The 18,659-nt window shown below is 69.2% G+C and carries 16 protein-coding genes; 10 read left to right on the top strand and 6 right to left on the bottom strand.

Annotated elements, in window-relative coordinates; genetic code table 11:
- Positions 1-45 precede the first annotated feature (45 nt).
- The 7 genes from J2853_RS40265 (at position 46) to J2853_RS40235 (ending at position 8,848) form a co-directional block, all read left to right on the top strand.
- The gene (locus tag J2853_RS40265) at positions 46-1,437 is read left to right on the top strand and encodes a class II fumarate hydratase (protein WP_307566585.1); all 1,392 of its coding nucleotides are present in this window, start codon (positions 46-48) and stop codon (positions 1,435-1,437) included.
- Positions 1,438-1,462: 25 nt separating this feature from the next.
- A complete protein-coding gene (locus J2853_RS40260) occupies positions 1,463-1,849 on the top strand; it encodes a tautomerase family protein (protein ID WP_307566584.1) in 387 nt (128 codons plus the stop codon).
- A 240-nt stretch (positions 1,850-2,089) separates the two neighbouring features.
- Positions 2,090-2,836, top strand: a complete 747-nt coding sequence (locus J2853_RS40255; protein WP_307566582.1) for a 3-hydroxybutyrate dehydrogenase — start codon at positions 2,090-2,092, stop codon at positions 2,834-2,836.
- Positions 2,837-2,907: 71 nt separating this feature from the next.
- Positions 2,908-4,758, top strand: coding sequence for a helix-turn-helix domain-containing protein (locus tag J2853_RS40250; RefSeq protein WP_307566581.1), 1,851 nt, complete (start codon positions 2,908-2,910; stop codon positions 4,756-4,758).
- A 277-nt stretch (positions 4,759-5,035) separates the two neighbouring features.
- Complete coding sequence (locus J2853_RS40245) at positions 5,036-6,406, top strand: MFS transporter (RefSeq protein WP_307566580.1); 1,371 nt, start codon at positions 5,036-5,038, stop codon at positions 6,404-6,406.
- Positions 6,407-6,424: 18 nt separating this feature from the next.
- Entirely contained in the window at positions 6,425-7,444 is a 1,020-nt protein-coding gene (locus J2853_RS40240; protein ID WP_307566578.1) for an alpha/beta fold hydrolase, read from the top strand.
- A gap of 3 nt (positions 7,445-7,447) precedes the next feature.
- Complete coding sequence (locus tag J2853_RS40235; RefSeq protein WP_307566576.1) at positions 7,448-8,848, top strand: tannase/feruloyl esterase family alpha/beta hydrolase; 1,401 nt, start codon at positions 7,448-7,450, stop codon at positions 8,846-8,848.
- Here J2853_RS40235 and J2853_RS40230 read toward each other — a convergent pair.
- Positions 8,833-10,815 carry a glycosyltransferase family 2 protein gene (locus tag J2853_RS40230; protein WP_307566575.1) on the bottom strand — a complete coding sequence of 661 codons (1,983 nt, stop codon included), beginning with the start codon at positions 10,813-10,815 and terminating at the stop codon, positions 8,833-8,835. The two genes, J2853_RS40235 and J2853_RS40230, sit on opposite strands and share 16 nt — an antisense overlap.
- A 60-nt stretch (positions 10,816-10,875) precedes the next feature.
- Positions 10,876-11,595, bottom strand: coding sequence for an aggregation-promoting factor C-terminal-like domain-containing protein (locus tag J2853_RS40225; protein WP_307566574.1), 720 nt, complete (start codon positions 11,593-11,595; stop codon positions 10,876-10,878).
- Between the two features lie 302 nt (positions 11,596-11,897).
- On the opposite strand from J2853_RS40225, the gene J2853_RS40220 reads away from it, so the two are divergent.
- From J2853_RS40220 to J2853_RS40210, 3 genes are read left to right on the top strand one after another with little or no spacing between them, the layout of a single operon-like run.
- Entirely contained in the window at positions 11,898-12,572 is a 675-nt protein-coding gene (locus tag J2853_RS40220; protein ID WP_307566573.1) for a response regulator, read from the top strand.
- Positions 12,573-12,619: 47 nt separating this feature from the next.
- Complete coding sequence (locus tag J2853_RS40215; RefSeq protein ID WP_307566571.1) at positions 12,620-13,975, top strand: ATP-binding protein; 1,356 nt, start codon at positions 12,620-12,622, stop codon at positions 13,973-13,975.
- Positions 13,972-14,523 (top strand): hypothetical protein, encoded by a 552-nt coding sequence (locus J2853_RS40210; protein ID WP_307566569.1) that lies wholly within the window; start codon positions 13,972-13,974, stop codon positions 14,521-14,523. The genes J2853_RS40215 and J2853_RS40210 overlap by 4 nt, the downstream gene beginning before the upstream one ends.
- 132 nt (positions 14,524-14,655) lie before the next feature.
- Here J2853_RS40210 and phoH2 read toward each other — a convergent pair whose 3' ends face one another.
- The 4 genes from phoH2 to J2853_RS40190 all read right to left on the bottom strand — a co-directional run bounded on the left by phoH2 (position 14,656) and on the right by J2853_RS40190 (position 18,580).
- Positions 14,656-15,978: an RNA 5'-3' helicase PhoH2 gene (gene phoH2 / locus J2853_RS40205; RefSeq protein ID WP_307566568.1), complete on the bottom strand. Its 1,323-nt coding sequence runs from the start codon at positions 15,976-15,978 to the stop codon at positions 14,656-14,658.
- A gap of 243 nt (positions 15,979-16,221) precedes the next feature.
- Positions 16,222-16,989, bottom strand: a complete 768-nt coding sequence (locus J2853_RS40200; protein ID WP_307566566.1) for an isoprenyl transferase — start codon at positions 16,987-16,989, stop codon at positions 16,222-16,224.
- Positions 16,990-17,070: 81 nt separating this feature from the next.
- Complete coding sequence (locus J2853_RS40195) at positions 17,071-17,595, bottom strand: hypothetical protein (protein ID WP_307566564.1); 525 nt, start codon at positions 17,593-17,595, stop codon at positions 17,071-17,073.
- A gap of 40 nt (positions 17,596-17,635) precedes the next feature.
- Positions 17,636-18,580 (bottom strand): DUF7064 domain-containing protein, encoded by a 945-nt coding sequence (locus J2853_RS40190; RefSeq protein ID WP_307566562.1) that lies wholly within the window; start codon positions 18,578-18,580, stop codon positions 17,636-17,638.
- Between the last annotated feature and the right edge of the window lie 79 nt (positions 18,581-18,659).

Here is an 18,659-nt window from a genome sequence, read left to right as displayed (position 1 = left end):
ACCGGATGCCGGTTTGTTTCCTCCCGCAGGACGCAGACTGGATTCATGAGCGAGTATCGGATCGAGCACGACTCGATGGGCGAGGTACGAGTCCCGGCGGACGCGAAGTGGCGAGCGCAGACCCAGAGGGCGGTGGAGAACTTCCCGGTCTCCGGGCGCGGGCTGGAAAGTCCGCACATCTCCGCCCTCGGCCTGATCAAGGCGATCGCCGCCGAGGTCAACGCCGAGCTGGGGGTGCTCGACAAGGAGCTGGCCCAGGCGATCGCCGAGGCCGCCACCGACGTCGCGGAGAACGAGTGGGACGGCGAATTCCCCATCGACGTCTTCCAGACCGGGTCGGGCACCTCCTCCAACATGAACGCCAACGAGGTGATCGCCACCCTCGCCGAGGAGCGGCTGGGCCGTCCCGTCCATCCCAACGACCACGTCAACGCCTCGCAGTCCTCCAACGACGTCTTCCCCACCTCCATCCACGTCGCCGCCGCGACCGAGGTGACCTACCACCTCATCCCGTCGCTGCGGCACCTGGCCACCGCGCTGCGGGAGAAGTCGCTCCAGTTCGAGGGGGTGGTCAAGGCGGGCCGTACCCATCTGATGGACGCCACCCCGGTCACCCTGGGCCAGGAGTTCGGCGGCTACGCCACTCAGATCGAGAACGCGGTCTCCCGGGTGCGGAGCTCGCTCCCCCACCTCTCCCAGCTCCCGCTGGGAGGCACGGCGGTCGGCACCGGCATCAACACCCCCCCCGGCTTCGCCCCCAAGGTCATCGAAAGGCTTCGAGAGGCCACCGGGCTGCCGTTCTCCGAGGCTCCCGATCACTTCGAGGCCCAGGGCGCCCGGGACGCCGTGGTGGAGCTCTCCGGCCATCTCCGTACGACCGCGATCTCACTCAACAAGATCGCCAACGACCTTCGCTGGATGGGGTCCGGACCCCGCACGGGGCTGGGCGAGATCAACCTGCCCGACCTCCAGCCGGGGTCCTCGATCATGCCCGGCAAGGTCAACCCGGTCGTCCCCGAGGCCGTGTGCATGGTCGCCGCCCAGGTCATCGGGAACGACGCGACCATCGCCTTCTCCGGAGCCTCGGGCACCTTCGAGCTCAACGTGATGCTCCCGGTCATCGCGCGCAACGTCCTGGAGTCCATCCGGCTGCTGGCCAACGTCTCCCGGCTGCTGGCCGACCGGTGCGTGCACGGCATCACCGCCAACGCCGACCACATGCGTGAGTACGCCGAGTCCTCACCCTCGATCGTCACCCCGCTCAACACCCACGTCGGCTACGAGGAGGCCGCTAAGATCGCCAAACAGGCTCTGGCGGAGCGCAAGACCATCCGCGAGGTCGTCATCGAACGCGGGCACGTCGCCAACGGCACCCTCACGGAGGAGCAGCTCGACGCCCTCCTCGACGTGCTGTCCATGACCCGCCCGCCTTCGTAGATCGAATACGGGAAGGCTTCGAGACATGACCCAGATCAAGTTCTACGGCCGCCGCGACGTCTGGTCCGGCCTGCGAGAGGAGATCTCCGACACCGTGCACGGCTGCCTGGTCGAGGCGTGGCAGCTCCCCGAGGACAAGCGGTTCCACCGGTTCCTGCTGATGGACGCCGAGGACCTGGTCTGTCCGCAGCGGAGCGAGCGGTATCTCATCGTGGAGATCATCTGCTTCCTCGGCCGGACGGACCAGGCCAAGCGTGACCTCATCCGCACGCTGTTCACCCGGGTCCGGGAGAACCTCGACCTCCCGGCGGAGGATCTGGAGATCGTGATCCTGGAGGCGCCCATGGTCAACTGGGGCATCCGCGGCCTTTCGGGCGACCGGCTGGCGCTCACCTACCCGGTCACGCTCTGACCGCCACGCACCGTGAGCGACGCTCGATATGGCGGACCGAATCCCGGCGCCGGAGGGGCCTGCGGCGCCGAGGAAAAGCGGCGCCGGGGAAAGCGGCCCCGCCACGACGGCGGAAGCGGGAAGGGCGGCCCGTCTCCCGGAAGCGGACGGCCAGGCGGGGGCTCCCCACATAAGCGATCAGATGAGTGTGTCGACCGGCTACATGGGCCGGGATTCACGTCATTGCCTAGATTCGGCACCATGATTGACCTAGCGGGGCGACGGGCCGTGGTGACCGGGGCGGGCAGCGGGATCGGGCGTGCCTGTGCCCAGCGGCTGGCCGCCGCCGGAGCACATGTGGTGGTAGTCGACATGGATCCCGAGACCACGGCGAAGGTGGCCGCGGAGGTCTCGGGGACACCGGTGGTCGCGGACCTGTCGGTTCCCGGGTTCGTGGACGCGCTCCCCGCCGACGTGGACATCGTGGTGAACAACGCCGGATTCCAGCACGTGGCCCCGATTGAGGAGTTTCCCCCGGAGGTGTTCTCCAAGATCGTGAAGGTCATGGTGGAGGCGCCGTTCCTGCTGGTCCGGGCGGTTCTGCCGGGGATGTACGAGCGAGGATGGGGCCGTGTCGTCAACATCTCGTCGGTTCACGGGCTCCGCGCCTCGCCGTACAAATCGGCGTACGTAACCGCGAAGCATGCCATCGAGGGGTTGTCCAAGGTCATCGCCCTCGAAGGCGCCTCGCACGGCGTCACCTCCAACTGCGTGAGCCCCGCCTACGTCCGCACGCCCCTGGTGGAGAACCAGATCAACGCCCAGGCCGAGACGCACGGCATCGGCAGGGACGAGGTGATCGAACAGATCATGCTGGCCCCCGCCGCGATCAAACGGCTGATCGAGCCGGAGGAGGTGGCCGAGCTGGTCGCCTACCTGTGCGGACCGCACGGCTCGTTCATCACCGGGACCTCCCTGCCCGTGGACGGCGGCTGGACCGCGCGCTGAACCCTCGATGGAAGGCACCGGTTGACAGCCCCGAAGCCGCGACGCGCAGCGTCGCCATGAGAATAGGCGGCATGAGCGCACGGGTCTTCCTCGAATTACTGGCCAGAGAAGCGTCGGCGGTCGAGTTCGAAGGGCCCATTCTCGCCGCCAGGACCGGTGGAGCCGACGCGGTGACGCTGGCCGAGCTGGAGGAGGCCAAGCTCACCGCGCTGAAGGTGCGGGCGCTGCTGCGGCGCAGGGCCAAGCGGGAGGCGGAGCTGTCGGCGCTGTTCGACACCGCCGGCGACCTCGCGGGGCTACGGGACCTGAACGCCGTCCTGGAGGCCATCGTGCACCGGGCCAGGCAGTTGCTCGGCACCGACGCCGCCTACATGACGCTGCACGACTCCGAGCGGGGCGACACCTGGATGCGGGTGACCGACGGCTCGGTGTCGGCCAAGTTCCGCGCGCTGCGCCTGGCCATGGGCGTCGGTCTCGGCGGGCTGGTGGCCCAGACCGCCACGCCGTACTCGACGGCCGACTACTTCGCCGACGAACGTTTCCGCCACAAGAGCCACATCGACGACGCCGTGCTCGAGGAGGGCCTGGTCGCCATCCTGGGTGTGCCGCTCAAGCTCGGCACGCGGGTGATCGGGGTGCTGTTCGCGGCCAACCGGAGCGTGCGGCCGTTCACCCAGGACGAGGTGGTCCTGCTCGGCTCGCTGGCCGCGCACGCGGCGGTGGCGATCGACAACGCCCGGCTGCTGCAGGAGACCAGGAACGCGCTGGAGGAGCTCAGCGAGGCCAACCGGCAGGTGAACGCGCACAGCCAGGCCGTGGAGCGCGCCGCGCTCGCGCACGATCGGATGACCGGGCTGGTGCTGCGCGGCGGCGGGGTCGAGGACGTGGCCGCGGTGGTGACGGAGGTGCTGGGCGGCTCGCTGGCCGTACTGGACGACGCCGGGCGGCCGATCACCGGGGACGCGGGCGAGCTGGACGCCGGGGTGTTCGACGCCGCCCAGTCGTCGCGGGCGCTGGGCCGCACGGTGAAGAGGGGAAACCTGCTGGTCGCCTCGGTGGACGTGGGGGCCGAGCCGCTGTGCACGCTCGTGCTGCGGGCGAACGGCCACGTGGCGGACACCGACCAGCGCATCCTCGAACGGGCCGCCCTGGTCACCGCGCTGCTGCTGCTGTTCCGCCGTACGGTGGCCGAGGCGGAGGGCCGGGTCAGGGGCGAACTGCTCGACGACCTGATCTCCCGTCCCGCCCTCGACGGCCTGGCCGAGCGCGCCAGGCGGGTCGGGGTGGATCTGGGCGCCGGCCACGTCGTGGTCGTGGTTCGTCACGGCGGCCAGCGTGAGCGCGCCGCCTTCTGGGCCTCCTCGCAGGCCACCCTGCATCACGGCCTCGCCGCCCAGCGCGGGGACGAGGTGGTGCTGCTGCTGCCCGGCGACCGGCCGGGCCACCTCGCCAAACGGGTGGCGGCCGAGCTGAGCGCCTCGCTCGGCCACCCGGCCACGGCGGGCGCCTCCGGCCCGGTGCACGGCCCCGGCCAGGTCGCCGCGGCCCACCACGAGGCGCAGCGCTGCGCCGACGCCCTGCTGGCCCTGGGCCGGGCCGGGGAGGGGGCGAGCCCCACCGAGCTGGGCTTCGTCGGCCTTCTCGTCGGCGACGGGCACGACATCGAGTCGTTCCTCGGCTCGGTGATCGGCCCGGTGATCGACTACGACGCCCGCAGGAACACCGCGCTGATCCGCACGCTCACCGCCTACTTCGCCGCGGGCGGCTCGCTCTCCCGTACGGCCGACGCCCTGCACATCCACGTCAACACCGTCACCCAGCGGCTGGAGCGGATCGCCCAGCTCCTCGGCGTGGGCTGGCAGGAGCCGGAGCGCGCCCTGGAGATCCAGCTCGCCCTCCGCCTCCACCGCCTCAGCAGGTAGTCCGCGTCCGCAGCGCGATCACAACTTCACCACGCGCCGACCCGATCACTTTCCGCCGTTATCGCATATGCCCACATAACCCAGCCGCCTGCTATGGCTACTGGACCCATAGGAGTGACGTCGGTCACTACGTACCGTGAGCCGACATCCCCCAACAGCTCAACCCATCGGTGAGTGAGGTGACTCCTCCACTCCCGGGAGGAGTGGCTTCTCGCTTTCCTCAGTCGAGGTAGGCGACGGACAAGCCCTGCCCGTTTCGAACGAAAGAACGTTATCGATGAAGCGCATCCCCCGGCGGGTAAACTCCACGGATCCCTCATCGGATCCAACGGCAGAAAAAACCCGCACCCCCATCGGAAGGATCGTCGCCGCCAGCCTCGTCGGCACGACGATCGAGTGGTACGACTTCTTCCTGTACGGCTCGGCCGCCGCCCTGGTCTTCCCCGCCCTGTTCTTCCCCGCGTCGGACCCGCTCACCGGCACCCTGCTGGCGTTCCTCACCTACGCGGTGGGCTTCGTCGCCCGCCCGCTGGGCGCGCTGGTCTTCGGCCACTACGGCGACCGGCTCGGCCGTAAGAAGCTCCTGGTCATCAGCCTGCTGATGATGGGCGGCGCGACCTTCCTGATCGGCTGCCTGCCCACCCACGCGTCGATCGGCATGCTGGCCCCGCTGCTGCTGACCCTGCTCCGGCTCGTCCAGGGCTTCGCCCTCGGCGGCGAATGGGGCGGCGCGGTGCTCATCGTCTCCGAGCACGGCGACCCGAAGCGCCGCGGCTTCTGGGCCTCCTGGCCGCAGGCGGGCGCCCCCGGCGGCAACCTGCTGGCCACCGCGGTGCTCGCGGTGCTGGCCGCGGTCCAGAGCGACGAGGCCTTCACCACCTGGGGCTGGCGCATCCCGTTCCTGCTCTCCGGCCTGCTGGTGCTGCTCGGCCTGTGGATCCGGCTGTCCATCAGCGAGTCGCCGATCTTCCAGCAGGCGGTCGCGAACGCCGAGCCCTCCAAGAGCATGCCGATCGTGGACGTGTTCAAGTACCACTGGCGGGACGTGCTGACCGCGATCGGCGCCCGCTTCGCGGAGAACGTCTCCTACTACGTGATCACCGCCTTCGTCCTGGTCTACGCGACGGAGGCGGCCAAGCTGGACAAGGGGTTCGTGCTCAACGCGGTGCTGATCGGATCCGCCATCCACTTCTTCACGATCCCCCTGTGGGGCGCGCTCTCCGACCGGATCGGCCGCCGGCCGGTCTACCTGCTCGGCGCGGCCGGGGTGGGGCTGTGGGCCTTCGCGTTCTTCCCCCTGATCGACACCAAGAACTTCGGCGCGATCACCCTGGCGGTGACGGTCGGGCTGATCCTGCACGGCGCGATGTACGGCCCGCAGGCCGCGTTCTTCTCGGAGCTGTTCGCGACGAGGATGCGTTACTCGGGCGTGTCCATCGGCGCCCAGCTCGCCTCGATCGTCGCGGGCGCCCTGGCGCCGCTGATCGCGGTCGCCCTGCTGAGCGCCTACGACTCGGCGTTCCCGATCATGCTCTACGTGGCGGGCGCCGCCGTGGTCACCCTGATCACCGTGTACGTCTCGCGCGAGACCAAGGACCGCGACCTCGCCACCCTCGGAACCCCCCAAGAAACATCGACCATTCGCTAAGTCGTACGGAGATATCTGATGGACCTCCAGAACCGGCCGGTCTCCACCGCCCGGATCACGCAGAACGTCCTGTCAACCGGCAAGGCCGAGGGCGAGGCGGTGCTGTTCGTCCACGGGAACGTTTCAAGCGCCGCCTTCTGGCGGGACACGCTGCTCGCCCTGGCGGACGACTACCGCCCGCTCGCCGTCGACCTGCGGGGATTCGGCGACACCGATCCCGCGCCGATCGACGCCACCCGCGGCCTGCGGGACTACTCCGACGACGTCCTCGCGCTGATCGACGCCCTCGCCCTTTCCAGCGTGCACCTGGTGGGCTGGAGCATGGGCGGCGGCGTGGTCCTGCAGATGCTGCGCGACCGGCCGTCCGTCGTGCGGAGCGTGACGCTGGTCAATCCGATCTCGCCGTACGGCTTCGGCGGCACGCACGGGGCGGACGGCGCGCTGAACCACCCCGACGGGATCGGCGGCGGGGCCGGGGGCGCGAACCTCGACTTCGTGAAGCTGCTCGCGGCCGGAGACACCTCCGCAGACTCCCCGGTGTCACCGAGGAACGTGTTCAGGACGACGTACGTCAAGCCCGGAGCGGTGATCGACGAGAAGGACGAGGACGCCTTCGTCGCCTCGATGCTCTCCACCAGGATCGGCGAGGACCACTACCCGGGCGACGCGGTCTCCTCCGACGTCTGGCCCGGGGTCGCCCCCGGCACGCGGGGCGTGCTCAACTCGTTCGCGCCGACGCACTTCCGGCTCGACGACCTGCACACGATCGACCCCAAGCCGCCGATCCTGTGGATCAGGGGCGACGCGGACGTGATCGTCTCCGACACCTCGCTGTTCGACCTGGCCCACCTGGGCGCCCTCGGCGCCATCCCCGGCTCCCCCGGCATCCCTGCGCAGCCGATGATCGCCCAGACCCGGGCCGTGCTCGAACGGTACGGCAACCACACCGAGGTCGTCCTGGACTGCGGCCACAGCCCTCACATCGAACGACCCGGAGAGTTCCGCGCCGCTCTCTCCGACCACCTGAAGCGGAGCTGACCGATGCGTATCCTCTCAAGCCTGCGTTCCCCCCAGACCACTCCGGACGCGACGGGGCGGGCACGACCGCGCGGAGCCGTACTGGCCGCCGGGCTCACCGTCCTCACCGCCGCCACCCTGCTGGCGGGCGCACCGGCCGCGGTCGCGTCGTCCGACGGGCACTGCGCGCGGGTGGACCGGGTGAAGGTCCCGGGGGCCGAGCTCCAGGTGAAGGCCTGTCTGGACGATCTCACCACGGCGGGCACCGTCGTCTCGGGGCACACCGACCCCACCGACTGGGCGGGGCTGCACCCCGCGGGCGCGGTCAACCCCACGGGCGTCCCCGGAATCCAGATCGACGGCTACTTCCCCGACACCTCGACCTTCAACACGACCCACGGCTGGAACCACGACTCCCAGTTCGTGCTCCGGCTGCCCGACCGCTGGAACGGCGGGCTGGTCGTGACGGGCACCCCGGGCAACCGGGAGCAGTACGCCAACGACTTCACCGTCTCCGACTGGGCGCTGGCCAAGGGCTACGCGTACGCCGTGACGGACAAGGGCAACGTCGGCGCCACCTTCTACCTCGACGGCCGCAAGCCCGGCGACGCCGTCGCCGAGTGGAACGACCGGGTCACACAGATCGCGGTCGCGGCCAAGGCGGTCGTCGCGCAGCGGTACGGCAGGGCTCCCCAGCGGACCTACGCCGCGGGCATCTCCAACGGCGGCTACCTGGTCCGCTGGCAGTTGGAGAACCAGGCCAAGCTCTACGACGGCGGGATCGACTGGGAGGGCACGCTCTGGCGGACCGAGGGCGACAACCTGCTCAACTACCTGCCCCCGGCGATGCGGGCCTACCCCAAGGGCGACACCCAGGGGATGTACGACGCCGGATTCGCCAAGGGGTCGGAGTTCCTGTGGCCCTACCACTACCAGTACTACTGGGACCTCACCCAGCGCGTCTACCGCGAGGAGCTCGACCCCTCCTTCGACGGTGACACCGTGGCGGGCACCCCGTTCTGCGTCTCGGGCACCCCGGCGTGCGACGCCGACTACGACTACGACGCGCGCAAGCCGTACAAGGCGATGAAGCGGATCGGCCTCACCGGCAAGATCGGCAAGCCGCTGATCACGATCCACGGCACGCTGGACACGCTGCTGCCGATCTCCCGTTCCAGCGACGTCTACGCGGACATGGTGGGCGACCGCAGGCCGTTCCGCTACTACCGGATCACCGACGGCAACCACGTGGACGGCCTCTACGCCACCTACCCCGACAAGCTCCGGCCGATGCTGCCGTGCTTCCGCAGCGCGTTCGAGTCCCTGGAGAACTGGGTGGAGCGGAAGAAGAGCCCGCCGCCGAGCGCGACCCTGCCGCGGCCGTCGAGCGGGGACCTCGTCAACGAGTGTCAGCTGGGCGCGTAACGCCGCTGCACGGTCCGGATCATCCGGGCCGTGCCGCGGGCCCCGGGAATCCGCCGCGCGAGGCGCTTCAGCACCGGGTACCAGGGCCCTGAGGGCCGGGCGGCGGCGGACTCGCGGATCTCCACCCGTCCGCCCCGCCTCATCCCCATCTTGAAGCGGAGCCCGACCTCCTGGTCCTCCACCCGCAGGAACGGCACCCAGTCTCCCGGGGTGAGAAAGCCCTCCCCGCGCACCCGCCGGATCGGGACCTTGGCGATCAGCCGCCCGGCGAGTTCCCCCGGGACGCCCGGCTCGACGAGGGCGGGCACGCAGACCTCGCGCTCCTTGCCCGTGGGCCGGCGCAGTATCAGCTCCGCGGGCGGTCCCCCGCTGGGCGGCACGTACGGCACGGGCACGACGACAAAGACGTGCCCGCGCTGCCGGGTGATCGTCGCCCCCGGTGAGACCAGGACGATCGACTCGGAGAACGAGCGGGGCTCCACGCAGATGCCCAGTTCGCCCTGATCCGACCACCAGGGAATGACCAGCCGCTTGGAGTAGTGGGCCAGCGTCCCGGTGCAGTTCAGCGGCGATCCGGTCACGCGGGTGCGCGCTTTGTGGGTCCCGCTGTACATGCGCACGTGGATCTCCCAGAGTCCCGGCCGCAGCGGACGGCCGAGGGCCGCGGAGTTCACGTCCAGCCGGGCCGTCCCCGTGGCCTGGAGTCTGATCTTGACCCCGTCGCGCTGCCGGACGCGGACGATCGAGCACTCCACGGGCAGGAAGTAGACGACCCCGGTGCCGGAGTGCCTGACGTAGACCTCCAGCCGGGTCCGGGCGGCGGCCTGGCCGACGTCGGCCAGCTCGGGCGGGAGGCGGAGCCCGTCGAGGAACACCGGCGGCTCCCAGAGCAGGCCCTCCTCGCCGTACGGGGTGAACCGGATCGGGACGCCGTCGGCCTGCACGATCTCCACGGTGAGCCCCATGGTGAACACGCCGTCGTTCCAGAGGACCTCCTGGAGGTCGGCCCGCAGGTGGGTGCCGCGCATGGCTTTGAGCAGCACGAGGAGCTGGTCGAGCCTGCCCGCGCGGAGCAGCGCGGCCCGGGCCCGCAGGTGCACGGGCACGTAGTGGTCCAGCCGCGGGGGAAAGCGCTGGACGACCACCTCGCGCAGGGTCGTGAAGGTGGCCGCCCTCGTTCGGGCGGACGAGGTGAACTCACTTCCTCCGAGCCGGCGCAGCACCGCGGTGCGAAACCAGTGCGCGTACATCCGGTCCCGCTGGCGCCCCTCGGGAACCTCCGCGTCGATGATGTCGAGGAGTTCGCGCAGTTCGGCGACCCAGACGTAGGGGTCCTCGGGCGGCTCGGGCCGCTCCTCGACGTGGCAGCAGACCTGGTCGGCCAGGATGGTGACGACCTTGGCCCGCAGGTAGGCGCGGATCACGAACGCCTGCTCGGCCAGGCGTCCGCCGGGATCCGCGAAGTTCAGCGCCTCGGCGTCCAGGAACGTCCTGCGAAAGAGTTTGTGCGGTGTGAGCAGCGACAGCAGCCGGTCCTTGACGATGTCGGCGCGCTCGCGGTTGGCGTCGAAGACCGTGGAGGGCGGCCCCTGGTCGTTGACCAGCCGCCCGATGAGGATGTCGGCCTCGGTCTCGACGGCGCGTTCGTACATCTTCTCCAGGGCCGTCCGCTCCAGGCGGTCGGTCTGCCCCATCAGGTACACGTACTCGCCCCTGGCGACCACCAGTGCGACGTTCCGGCCGCGCATCGGCGACCCCGTCGGCGTCATGTGGAGCACTCTCACGTTCGAGCGCACCGCGGCGACGGCGTCGAGCCGCTGCTGGATACCGTCGTCCGACCCGTCGTCGGCGAAGATGACCTCGTATTCGTCCGAGGCCATCGACTGTTCCAGTACGGACCGGATACAGGCGTCGGCGCTATCACCGGGGTTGTGCACCGGCACCACCACGCTGACCTTCACATCCATGCGGCCAAGGGTGCGACGCCCGCGCCCGGGACGCGGTAAGACTTGCCGACTTCTGGTCTCTCAGTACCAGCCCTTGGCCTGCGAATGGCTCCAGGCACCACAGGGCGTGCCATAGCGGCCCTTGATATAGCTGAGACCCCACTCGATCTGGGTGGCCGCATTGGTCTGCCAGTCATTGCCGGCGCTGGCCATCTTGGATCCGGGAAGCGACTGGGGGATGCCGTAGGCGCCGCTGGAGGTGTTCATCGCACGCTCGTTCCAGCCGCTCTCCTTCATCCACAGCGACTCCAGGCAGCCCCACTGGTCGGACCAGCCGCGCGCGGCGAGCATCTGCTTGCCCAGCGCCTTGTTGCCACTCGGGTTGGCCGTGCCGGGAGGAAGCTTCTGCGGACGGAACCCGTCGCCGCCGGGCGCCTCATCGACGATCTTGATCGGGTTGAGCACCTTGCGGTGCTCTCTCTGGGCCGCCAGTGTGTCGGCCTTGAGCGCCTGGGCGGCCTGCTCCTTGAGCATGTCGGCCTGCGGGTCGGGGCCGAACGGGTCTCCGCCGAACATCTGCGCCATCTCGTCCAGGGAGACGGGTGGCCCCTTCGGGGCGTTCGCGTTCTGGATCGCGGTGTAGGCGGTGAAGCTTCCGCCGCCCACGAAGATCACGACCAGGGCGCCGGAGATCGTGACGCGCTTGGGGGTCAGCCAGCCCGGCGTCTTGGCCTTGGCCGACCTTCTGGTCGAACGGCGGGTGCGGGAAGCTGGGCGATCGTTCGGTGATCCTGGACTCACGACCTACGAGCTTGCCGTGCACAGGGGGGTGGTCCGCAACCGAAACCGGAGAGTTGGTTGGTCTTCCCTAGGAGGTTTCCCTACCTTTTCGCGACTTACACCCCAGACCACATGCACTTTCATGGCATTTACTATACCAATGTGAATTTGGTCACAATTTCAGGGCAAGGCTGGCTTTACCCGTCTCTATGGCAAAAAGACGACATCAAGAGACGTCTGGCGCCTCACGAGACCCCACCCGCATCACGTCACGGTTTTGTGACGAAGCGGCCATTAACGGACATAGGCAGAATAATGTCCAGGTGGCTGGCATCCTCCTTGTTGAAGACGACCCTTCCGTCCGCACCGGACTGGAGCTCGCGCTGACCCGTCAGGGCCACACCGTGACCTCCTACGGCAGCGGCGAGGAGGCGCTGGAGCACATCCGCTCGCGCCGTCCCGAGATCGCCGTCCTGGACGTGATGCTGCCGGGCATCGACGGCGTCGAGGTGTGCCGCCGCATCCGCAAGCTGGACCAGCTGCCGGTGATCCTGCTCACGGCCAGGGGCGACGACCTCGACGTGGTCGTGGGGCTGGAGGCGGGAGCCGACGACTACGTGGTCAAGCCGGTCGAGCCCCGCGTGCTGGACGCCCGGATCCGCGCCGTCCTGCGCCGGGTGGAGTCGGTCGCCTCCGACCGCATCACCTTCGGCGCGCTGGTCGTCGACCGGGGGGCGCTCAAGGTGTCGCTGGACGGCCGGGAGGTCCACCTGACCCCCACGGAGCTGCGGCTCCTGCTCGAACTGGTCCGCCACCCCGGCCAGGTCCTCAACCGCAGATACCTGTTGCGGGCCGTCTGGGACCACACCCACGTCGCCGACTCTCGGCTGGTGGACGCCTGCGTCCAGCGGATCCGGGCCAAGATCGAGGCGGTGCCCGCAGAGCCCGAGTTCATCCACACGGTCCGCGGATTCGGCTACCGTTTCAGCCCGCCGTGAAGCGGATGTACGTCGGACTGCGCGGACGCCTGATCATCATCTTCATCTTGATCGCCATCACGTCGTCCGCGCTGGTCGCGGGCATCGGCTACGAGATCGTCAAACGCCGGGTGATCGAGCACGCGGAGCAGGTGGCCGTGAGCGACGTGCGCGACACGCTCGGAGGCATCAGCGTGCCCATCGGCGCGCTCTGGCCGGGCGACGGCCCTCCGACCAACGCCGAGATCAGCACGTTGCAGAAGAGCCTGCGCGCGCAGGGCCGCAAGGTGGTGGTCCGCTACGAGGACCATCTCTACGCCGACGGCGACTTCACCATGAGCGACGTCCCCAGCGATCTCGCGATCCGGTCCGCCCAGCGGATGGCGACCAAACGCCAGCTGGTCAAGGGGAACATCTGGCTGATCATCGGCACGCCCGTCTGGCGGATCGAACCCGTCCACACAGCCCAGCCCACCGGGATGAGCGTCTTCGTGTTCGTCCCCCTCTCCGAGGAGGAGCATCTCCTGACCGGGCTCCGGCAGCCGCTGGCGGCCGCCGGAGGCGTCGTGCTGATCATCGCCCTCGCCCTGGCGCTGGTGTCGGCCCGGCAGGTCCTGCTGCCGGTCAGGCGGCTCGGCTCCGCGGCCCGCGCGCTCGGCGCCGGCCACCTGGACACCCGGCTGCCCGTGAACGGCCAGGACGAGCTCGCCGAACTCACCGCCACGTTCAACGACACCGCGGCGGCCCTGGAGCGGAGCGTGTCCGAGCTGCGCTCGCTGGAGGCGATGTCCCGCCGGTTCGTGGCCGACGTCTCCCACGAGCTCAGGACCCCGCTGACCGCGATGACCGCGGTCACCGACATGCTCTCCGAGGAGGCCGACCGGCTGCCCCGCGAACCCGCGGCGGCCGTGCGGCTGGTGCTGCGGGAGATCAAACGGCTGCGGACCCTGGTGGAACAGCTCATCGAGGCGAGCCGGTTCGACTCGGGTACGGCGACGCTGAACGTGGACACCGTGGGCATCGCCGACGCGATCTGCGACTGCCTGGAGGTGCGAGGCTGGTCGGAGCTCGTACAGGTGAACGTCCCGCAGGGGCTGACCTTCTCCGTCGATCCCCGGCGCTTCGACGTGATCCTGGCGAACCTCGTGGGCAACGCCCTGCGCCACGGCGAGCCACCCGTGGTGGTGACCGCGAGGAGCACCCCGAACGGACTGGAGGTGAAGGTGCGCGACCACGGCAAGGGAATCCCACCGGCGGATCTGCCCCACGTGTTCAACCGTTTCTACAAGGCGGGCGCGCGAGGCGACGGCAGCGGACTCGGCCTGTCCATCGCACGGGCGAACGCCCACCTGCACGGCGGCACGATCTCGGTCCGCTCGCGGAGGTCCGACACCCTCTTCACGGTCTGGCTGCCCCCGGCATGAGGCGGCTCACCTGCCTGCTCGCCGTCCTGCTGGCCCTCGCGGGATGCGGCGTCCCCCCCAGCGAGGTCCAGGACCGGGGCAGCCCGCCGGTGATCAGTTACAGTCCCACCTGGGTGACGGTCTACCTGCTCCGCGACGGCCGGCTGGAGCCCGTCAGGATCCCGGTGACCTCCGACTCCGTCCAGAACATCGTCGACGCCCTGTTCCAGGCCGGGAAACGACCGCCGAAACCGGGCCTGACCAGCGCGCTCAACGATTTCACCCCCTACGACACCCAGACCACCAGATACTCCGACGACGTCCGGAACCGGGGAAACGATTTCGCGGAGAACCTGGGCTACCGGCTGAACGTGATCATCACGGGCGAGGGCAAGATCTCCACGGCGGGGCTCGCCCAGATCGCCTGCACCATCCGGCAGAACAAACAGGAGAGCATCTGGAGCGTCGAGGTGACCCGGCTGCTGCCGGGAAACCCCGACTCGATGGGGGAGCACACCTGTTTCGAATACCGCGGGCTGGCCGCCGCCGGAGTGCGCCTTCCCCCGTGAGGACCCCCGTGAAAACGGAGAACCGCCGGCCGCCGGCTCTCGGTCGGCGGCCGGCGGTCAGGAGTCGATCCGCGTCGCCGCCGGAGGGCCGTACCCGGCGAACTCCCGTCCGCCGGGCCGGCCGTCGACGGCTCACATCGTGATGTCCTCCAGCATCTCGGTGACCAGCGCGGCGATCGGCGAGCGCTCCGAACGGGTCAGCGTGACGTGCGCGAACAGCGGATGGCCCTTGAGCTTCTCCACCACCGCGACCACACCGTCATGCCGTCCCACCCGCAGGTTGTCCCGCTGGGCGATGTCGTGGGTGAGCACGACCCTGGAGTTGGCGCCGATCCGGCTCAGGACCGTGAGCAGCACCCCGCGTTCCAGCGACTGCGCCTCGTCCACGATGACGAAGGCGTCGTGCAGGGAGCGACCCCGGATGTGGGTGAGGGGAAGCACCTCCAGCATGCCCCGGTCCATGACCTCCTCGATCACCTCCGGCGTGGTGACCGCGCCGAGGGTGTCGTAGACGGCCTGTCCCCACGGGCCCATCTTCTCGTTCTCCGAACCGGGCAGGTATCCCAGCTCCTGACCACCCACGGCGTACAGGGGGCGGAAGACGATGACCTTGCGATGCTGGCGGCGCTCCAGGACCGCCTCCAGGCCCGCGCAGAGGGCCAGCGCGGACTTGCCTGTGCCCGCCCGTCCTCCCATCGAGACGATGCCGACCTCGGGGTCCATCAGCAGGTCGAGCGCGATCCGCTGCTCGGCGGAACGACCGTGCAGTCCGAACACCTCACGGTCGCCGCGCACCAGCCGCACCGACTTGTCCGGCAGCACCCGGGCCAGCGCCGAGCCCTTGCTGGACAGCAGTCGCAGGCCGGTGTGGGTCGGCAGGTCACGGGCGTCCACCAGGTCGGCGGTGCCGTGCTCGAAGAGCGTCTCGACGTCCTCCGTGGTCACCTGTAGCTCCGCCATGCCGGTCCAGCCGGACTCCACGGCGAGCTCGGCGCGGTATTCGTCCGCGGTGAGCCCGATGGAGGCCGCCTTGACGCGCATGGGCAGATCTTTGGAGACCAGCACCACGTCATGTCCCTCTGCGGCGAGGGTGCGGGCCACTGTCAGGATGCGGGTGTCGTTGTCACCGAGCCGAAAGCCGACGGGCAGGATCGACGGGTCGCTGTGATTGAGCTCGACCCGTATGGTGCCCTCGCCGATCGGCATGGGCTCGTCCAACCGCCCGTGTGTCACCCGGAGGTCGTCGAGGTACCTCAGCGCCTTGCGCGCGAAGTATCCGAGCTCTGGATGATGGCGTTTGCCCTCCAACTCGGTGATGACGACGATCGGGAGGACGACCTCGTGCTCGGCGAAGCGGCACATCGCCGCTGGATCCGCCAAGAGGACCGAGGTGTCCAGGACGTACGTACGCCGATTGCTAACCGGCGACGTGGGTGAGGACGAAGGGTTTGCCACGCGTTCTCCCCCGGGCGCCTTGGGAGGCACCCTGCCATGAGCTGGGATGCGGACCGGCCTCGGGCCCACGCTCGCGACTGTCGAGGAGGCACCGTTGACCGGCCCTCCTTGGCAGGTCGTGACGCAAAGGCGGGCCTTCTTCCGGCGTAGGTGAGCTGTGCTCTCCTACTTCTTACGGTACGTCCTGAATGCCCGTCTTCCAATAGCCCAAGCTTGACCGAAAGATGGCGTTCATGTGGTGTTTCAGGAGCCGTACCGCCGGTTTCGCGCGGCGTAGGAGCGGAGAGCCCGCAAGAAGTCGACCCTGCGGAAGTCAGGCCAGTAGGCCTCGCAGAAGTAGAACTCGGAGTGGGCGCTCTGCCAGAGCAGGAAGCCGGAGAGCCGCTGCTCTCCCGAGGTCCGGATGACCAGATCCGGGTCGGGCTGGCCGCGCGTGTAAAGATGCTCCGCGATGTGCTCGACATCGAGGACCTCGACCAGGTCTTCGATGCTCGCGCCCTTGCTCGCATGCTCCTGAAGAAGGGAGCGCACCGCATCAGCGATCTCACGCCTTCCTCCATACCCAACGGCAACGTTCACAATCAAACCAGGACGATGCGATGTTGCTTCTTTTGCATTTTTCAGGACACGAGCCGTGTGATCGGGCAGAAGATCAAGCGCTCCCATGGGCTTGATGTGCCATCCGTCCGCAACGAGTTCCTGGACCACGTCCTCAATGATCTTCATCAGGAGGTCCAGCTCGTTCTTGGAGCGGTTGATGTTCTCACTGGACAGCAACCAGACTGTGACGACCTCGACACCGGCCTCCCGGCACCAGCCGAGCAATTCGGAGATCTTGTCGGCGCCTTTCCTGTGGCCTCGGCTCACATCGTCGATGCCCATCGAACGCGCCCAGCGCCGGTTACCGTCGACGATGACGCCGACGTGCCGGGGAGCGGTCTCCTTCTGCCGGGACAGCTTCGCTTCCAGCCGTCGTTCGTACAGCCGGTAGACGAGATCGCGCACGCCCATCTGGAGTCCTCCCCCTCAACGCCCGCCGTCGAAGGGCGCTGACAGGCAATTATCACCGCCCTGCGGACCCCTCTGCCCCCTCTACAGGGTTCTGGTTGAGTTGTCGGACTTCTGTGGCCCCAGGCACTCCCCGGCCTCCGCGACCAGAGTCTCCACGAAGACCCCCAGCTCCGCCGAGGTCAGGACCGCGCGCAGGCCCGCTCCGTCGCCGCCCCCGGCCTCCACAAAGGCTCTTCGGGCGAGTCGCCATTCCCCGTCAGGACCTCGCCGCCCGGGGACCCAGGTCGGGATCGTCCGCAGCCGGCACCGGAGTTCGCCCCCGCCGACGACCTCGTTCCTCGCCCGGTAACGAAAGGCGAACAGTTCTTCGTCGTCGGGGAAGCGGTCGTCGGGATCGGGCCAGTGCGCCGCGTGGCCGGCGCGGGCCTCGGCGACCCCTCTGGCCAGCCGGGTGAGGAAGCGGCCGCACCGCTCCCCCACCGTTCCGTACAGTGCGCCGTCGCGATGGAGTTCGAGCGTGATCTCGTACGGCGAGCCCGCACCGTCCCGGCACGCCACCGGCGTGACCGTCAGATACGAACCGTCAAGGCAACGCAGTCCCCCCACCTCAGAGAGGGTATCCCCGGCGCAGGCCGCCAAAACGCGATCAACTCCACCCATGCCCCCGCCACCCAGGCGGCTGGTGCCATTCCGTCCAGCCGTGACCCGAACGGCCGTCCTCGGCCTCGAACCGGCACAGGGCACGGGGGAAGTGCGCGATCGCACCGTCAGGGGAGGTCATCGCGACCGGGGCGAAGCTGACGGGCACGGCCGTCAGCGGGGCTCCCGGCACGGCCAGCCGCGACCGGACGGGGAAGCCGTCCTCGCCGAACTCGCTGGTCACGGTGAAGCCCTCGCGGTGACCCAGCTCCTCGCCGGGCGAGACCGTGAAACACGGCCAGGGCATCTCGAAGCCGGCGTTGGCCCGCATCCCGTGGAAGAACGTCCCGTCGTCGAGACGTCCGGAGCTCCACAGCCACGAGACCTGCCACCAGTCGCGCTCACCCCAGCTGTGGTCGCGCTCACCGTGCCCGGAGAAGGGGATCTCCTCACCGCCGACCCTGATCACCCCCGCGACCTCACAGGGGATCTCGTAGCGCGGGATGAAGCTGTAGGGGTAGACCCCGCCGACGGTCTTCCACTCCAGGTCGAACTCCAGCGAGGTCGTCCGCGCCCCGCCGGTGTCCGTGTACGCCTGCGCCGGATCGTCCAGCACGACCGCCGCCTGGGCGTCCAGGGTCAGCTTGAAGGAGCTCATCGGACGCGTCACCTCGTGGGTGGCCCGGTATCCCTCGCCCTTCACGGCGAGGTCGGGTCCGGGGAGCGGCGCGTGGTTGTCCACCACCAGCACCGTCGGCCGGTCCCTGCCGACCAGGCAGGCCCAGTACCAGGCGCGGTTCCAGTTGGGGTACAGGCCCAGCCGGACGTATCCGGCGATCGAACCGTCCTGGGTCGTGAAGTCGAGATAGACGGACTCGCTCCACAGGGGCTCCACGCCGACCGGGTGCGTCCCCTCGTCCTCTTCCCGCAGCGGCCACGTTCCGTGATCCACGATTTTCACCACGGTCACTCCCATACAAGCGCTTGGTTAGATACCGGTTCAACGTAGCCGACCGTGCCGCGCGCGGACA

This window comes from Streptosporangium lutulentum (assembly GCF_030811455.1).
GTDB lineage: Bacteria > Actinomycetota > Actinomycetes > Streptosporangiales > Streptosporangiaceae > Streptosporangium > Streptosporangium lutulentum.
Note: the sequence above shows the minus strand (reverse complement) of the source record. Positions and strands in the feature narration are given on the sequence as shown.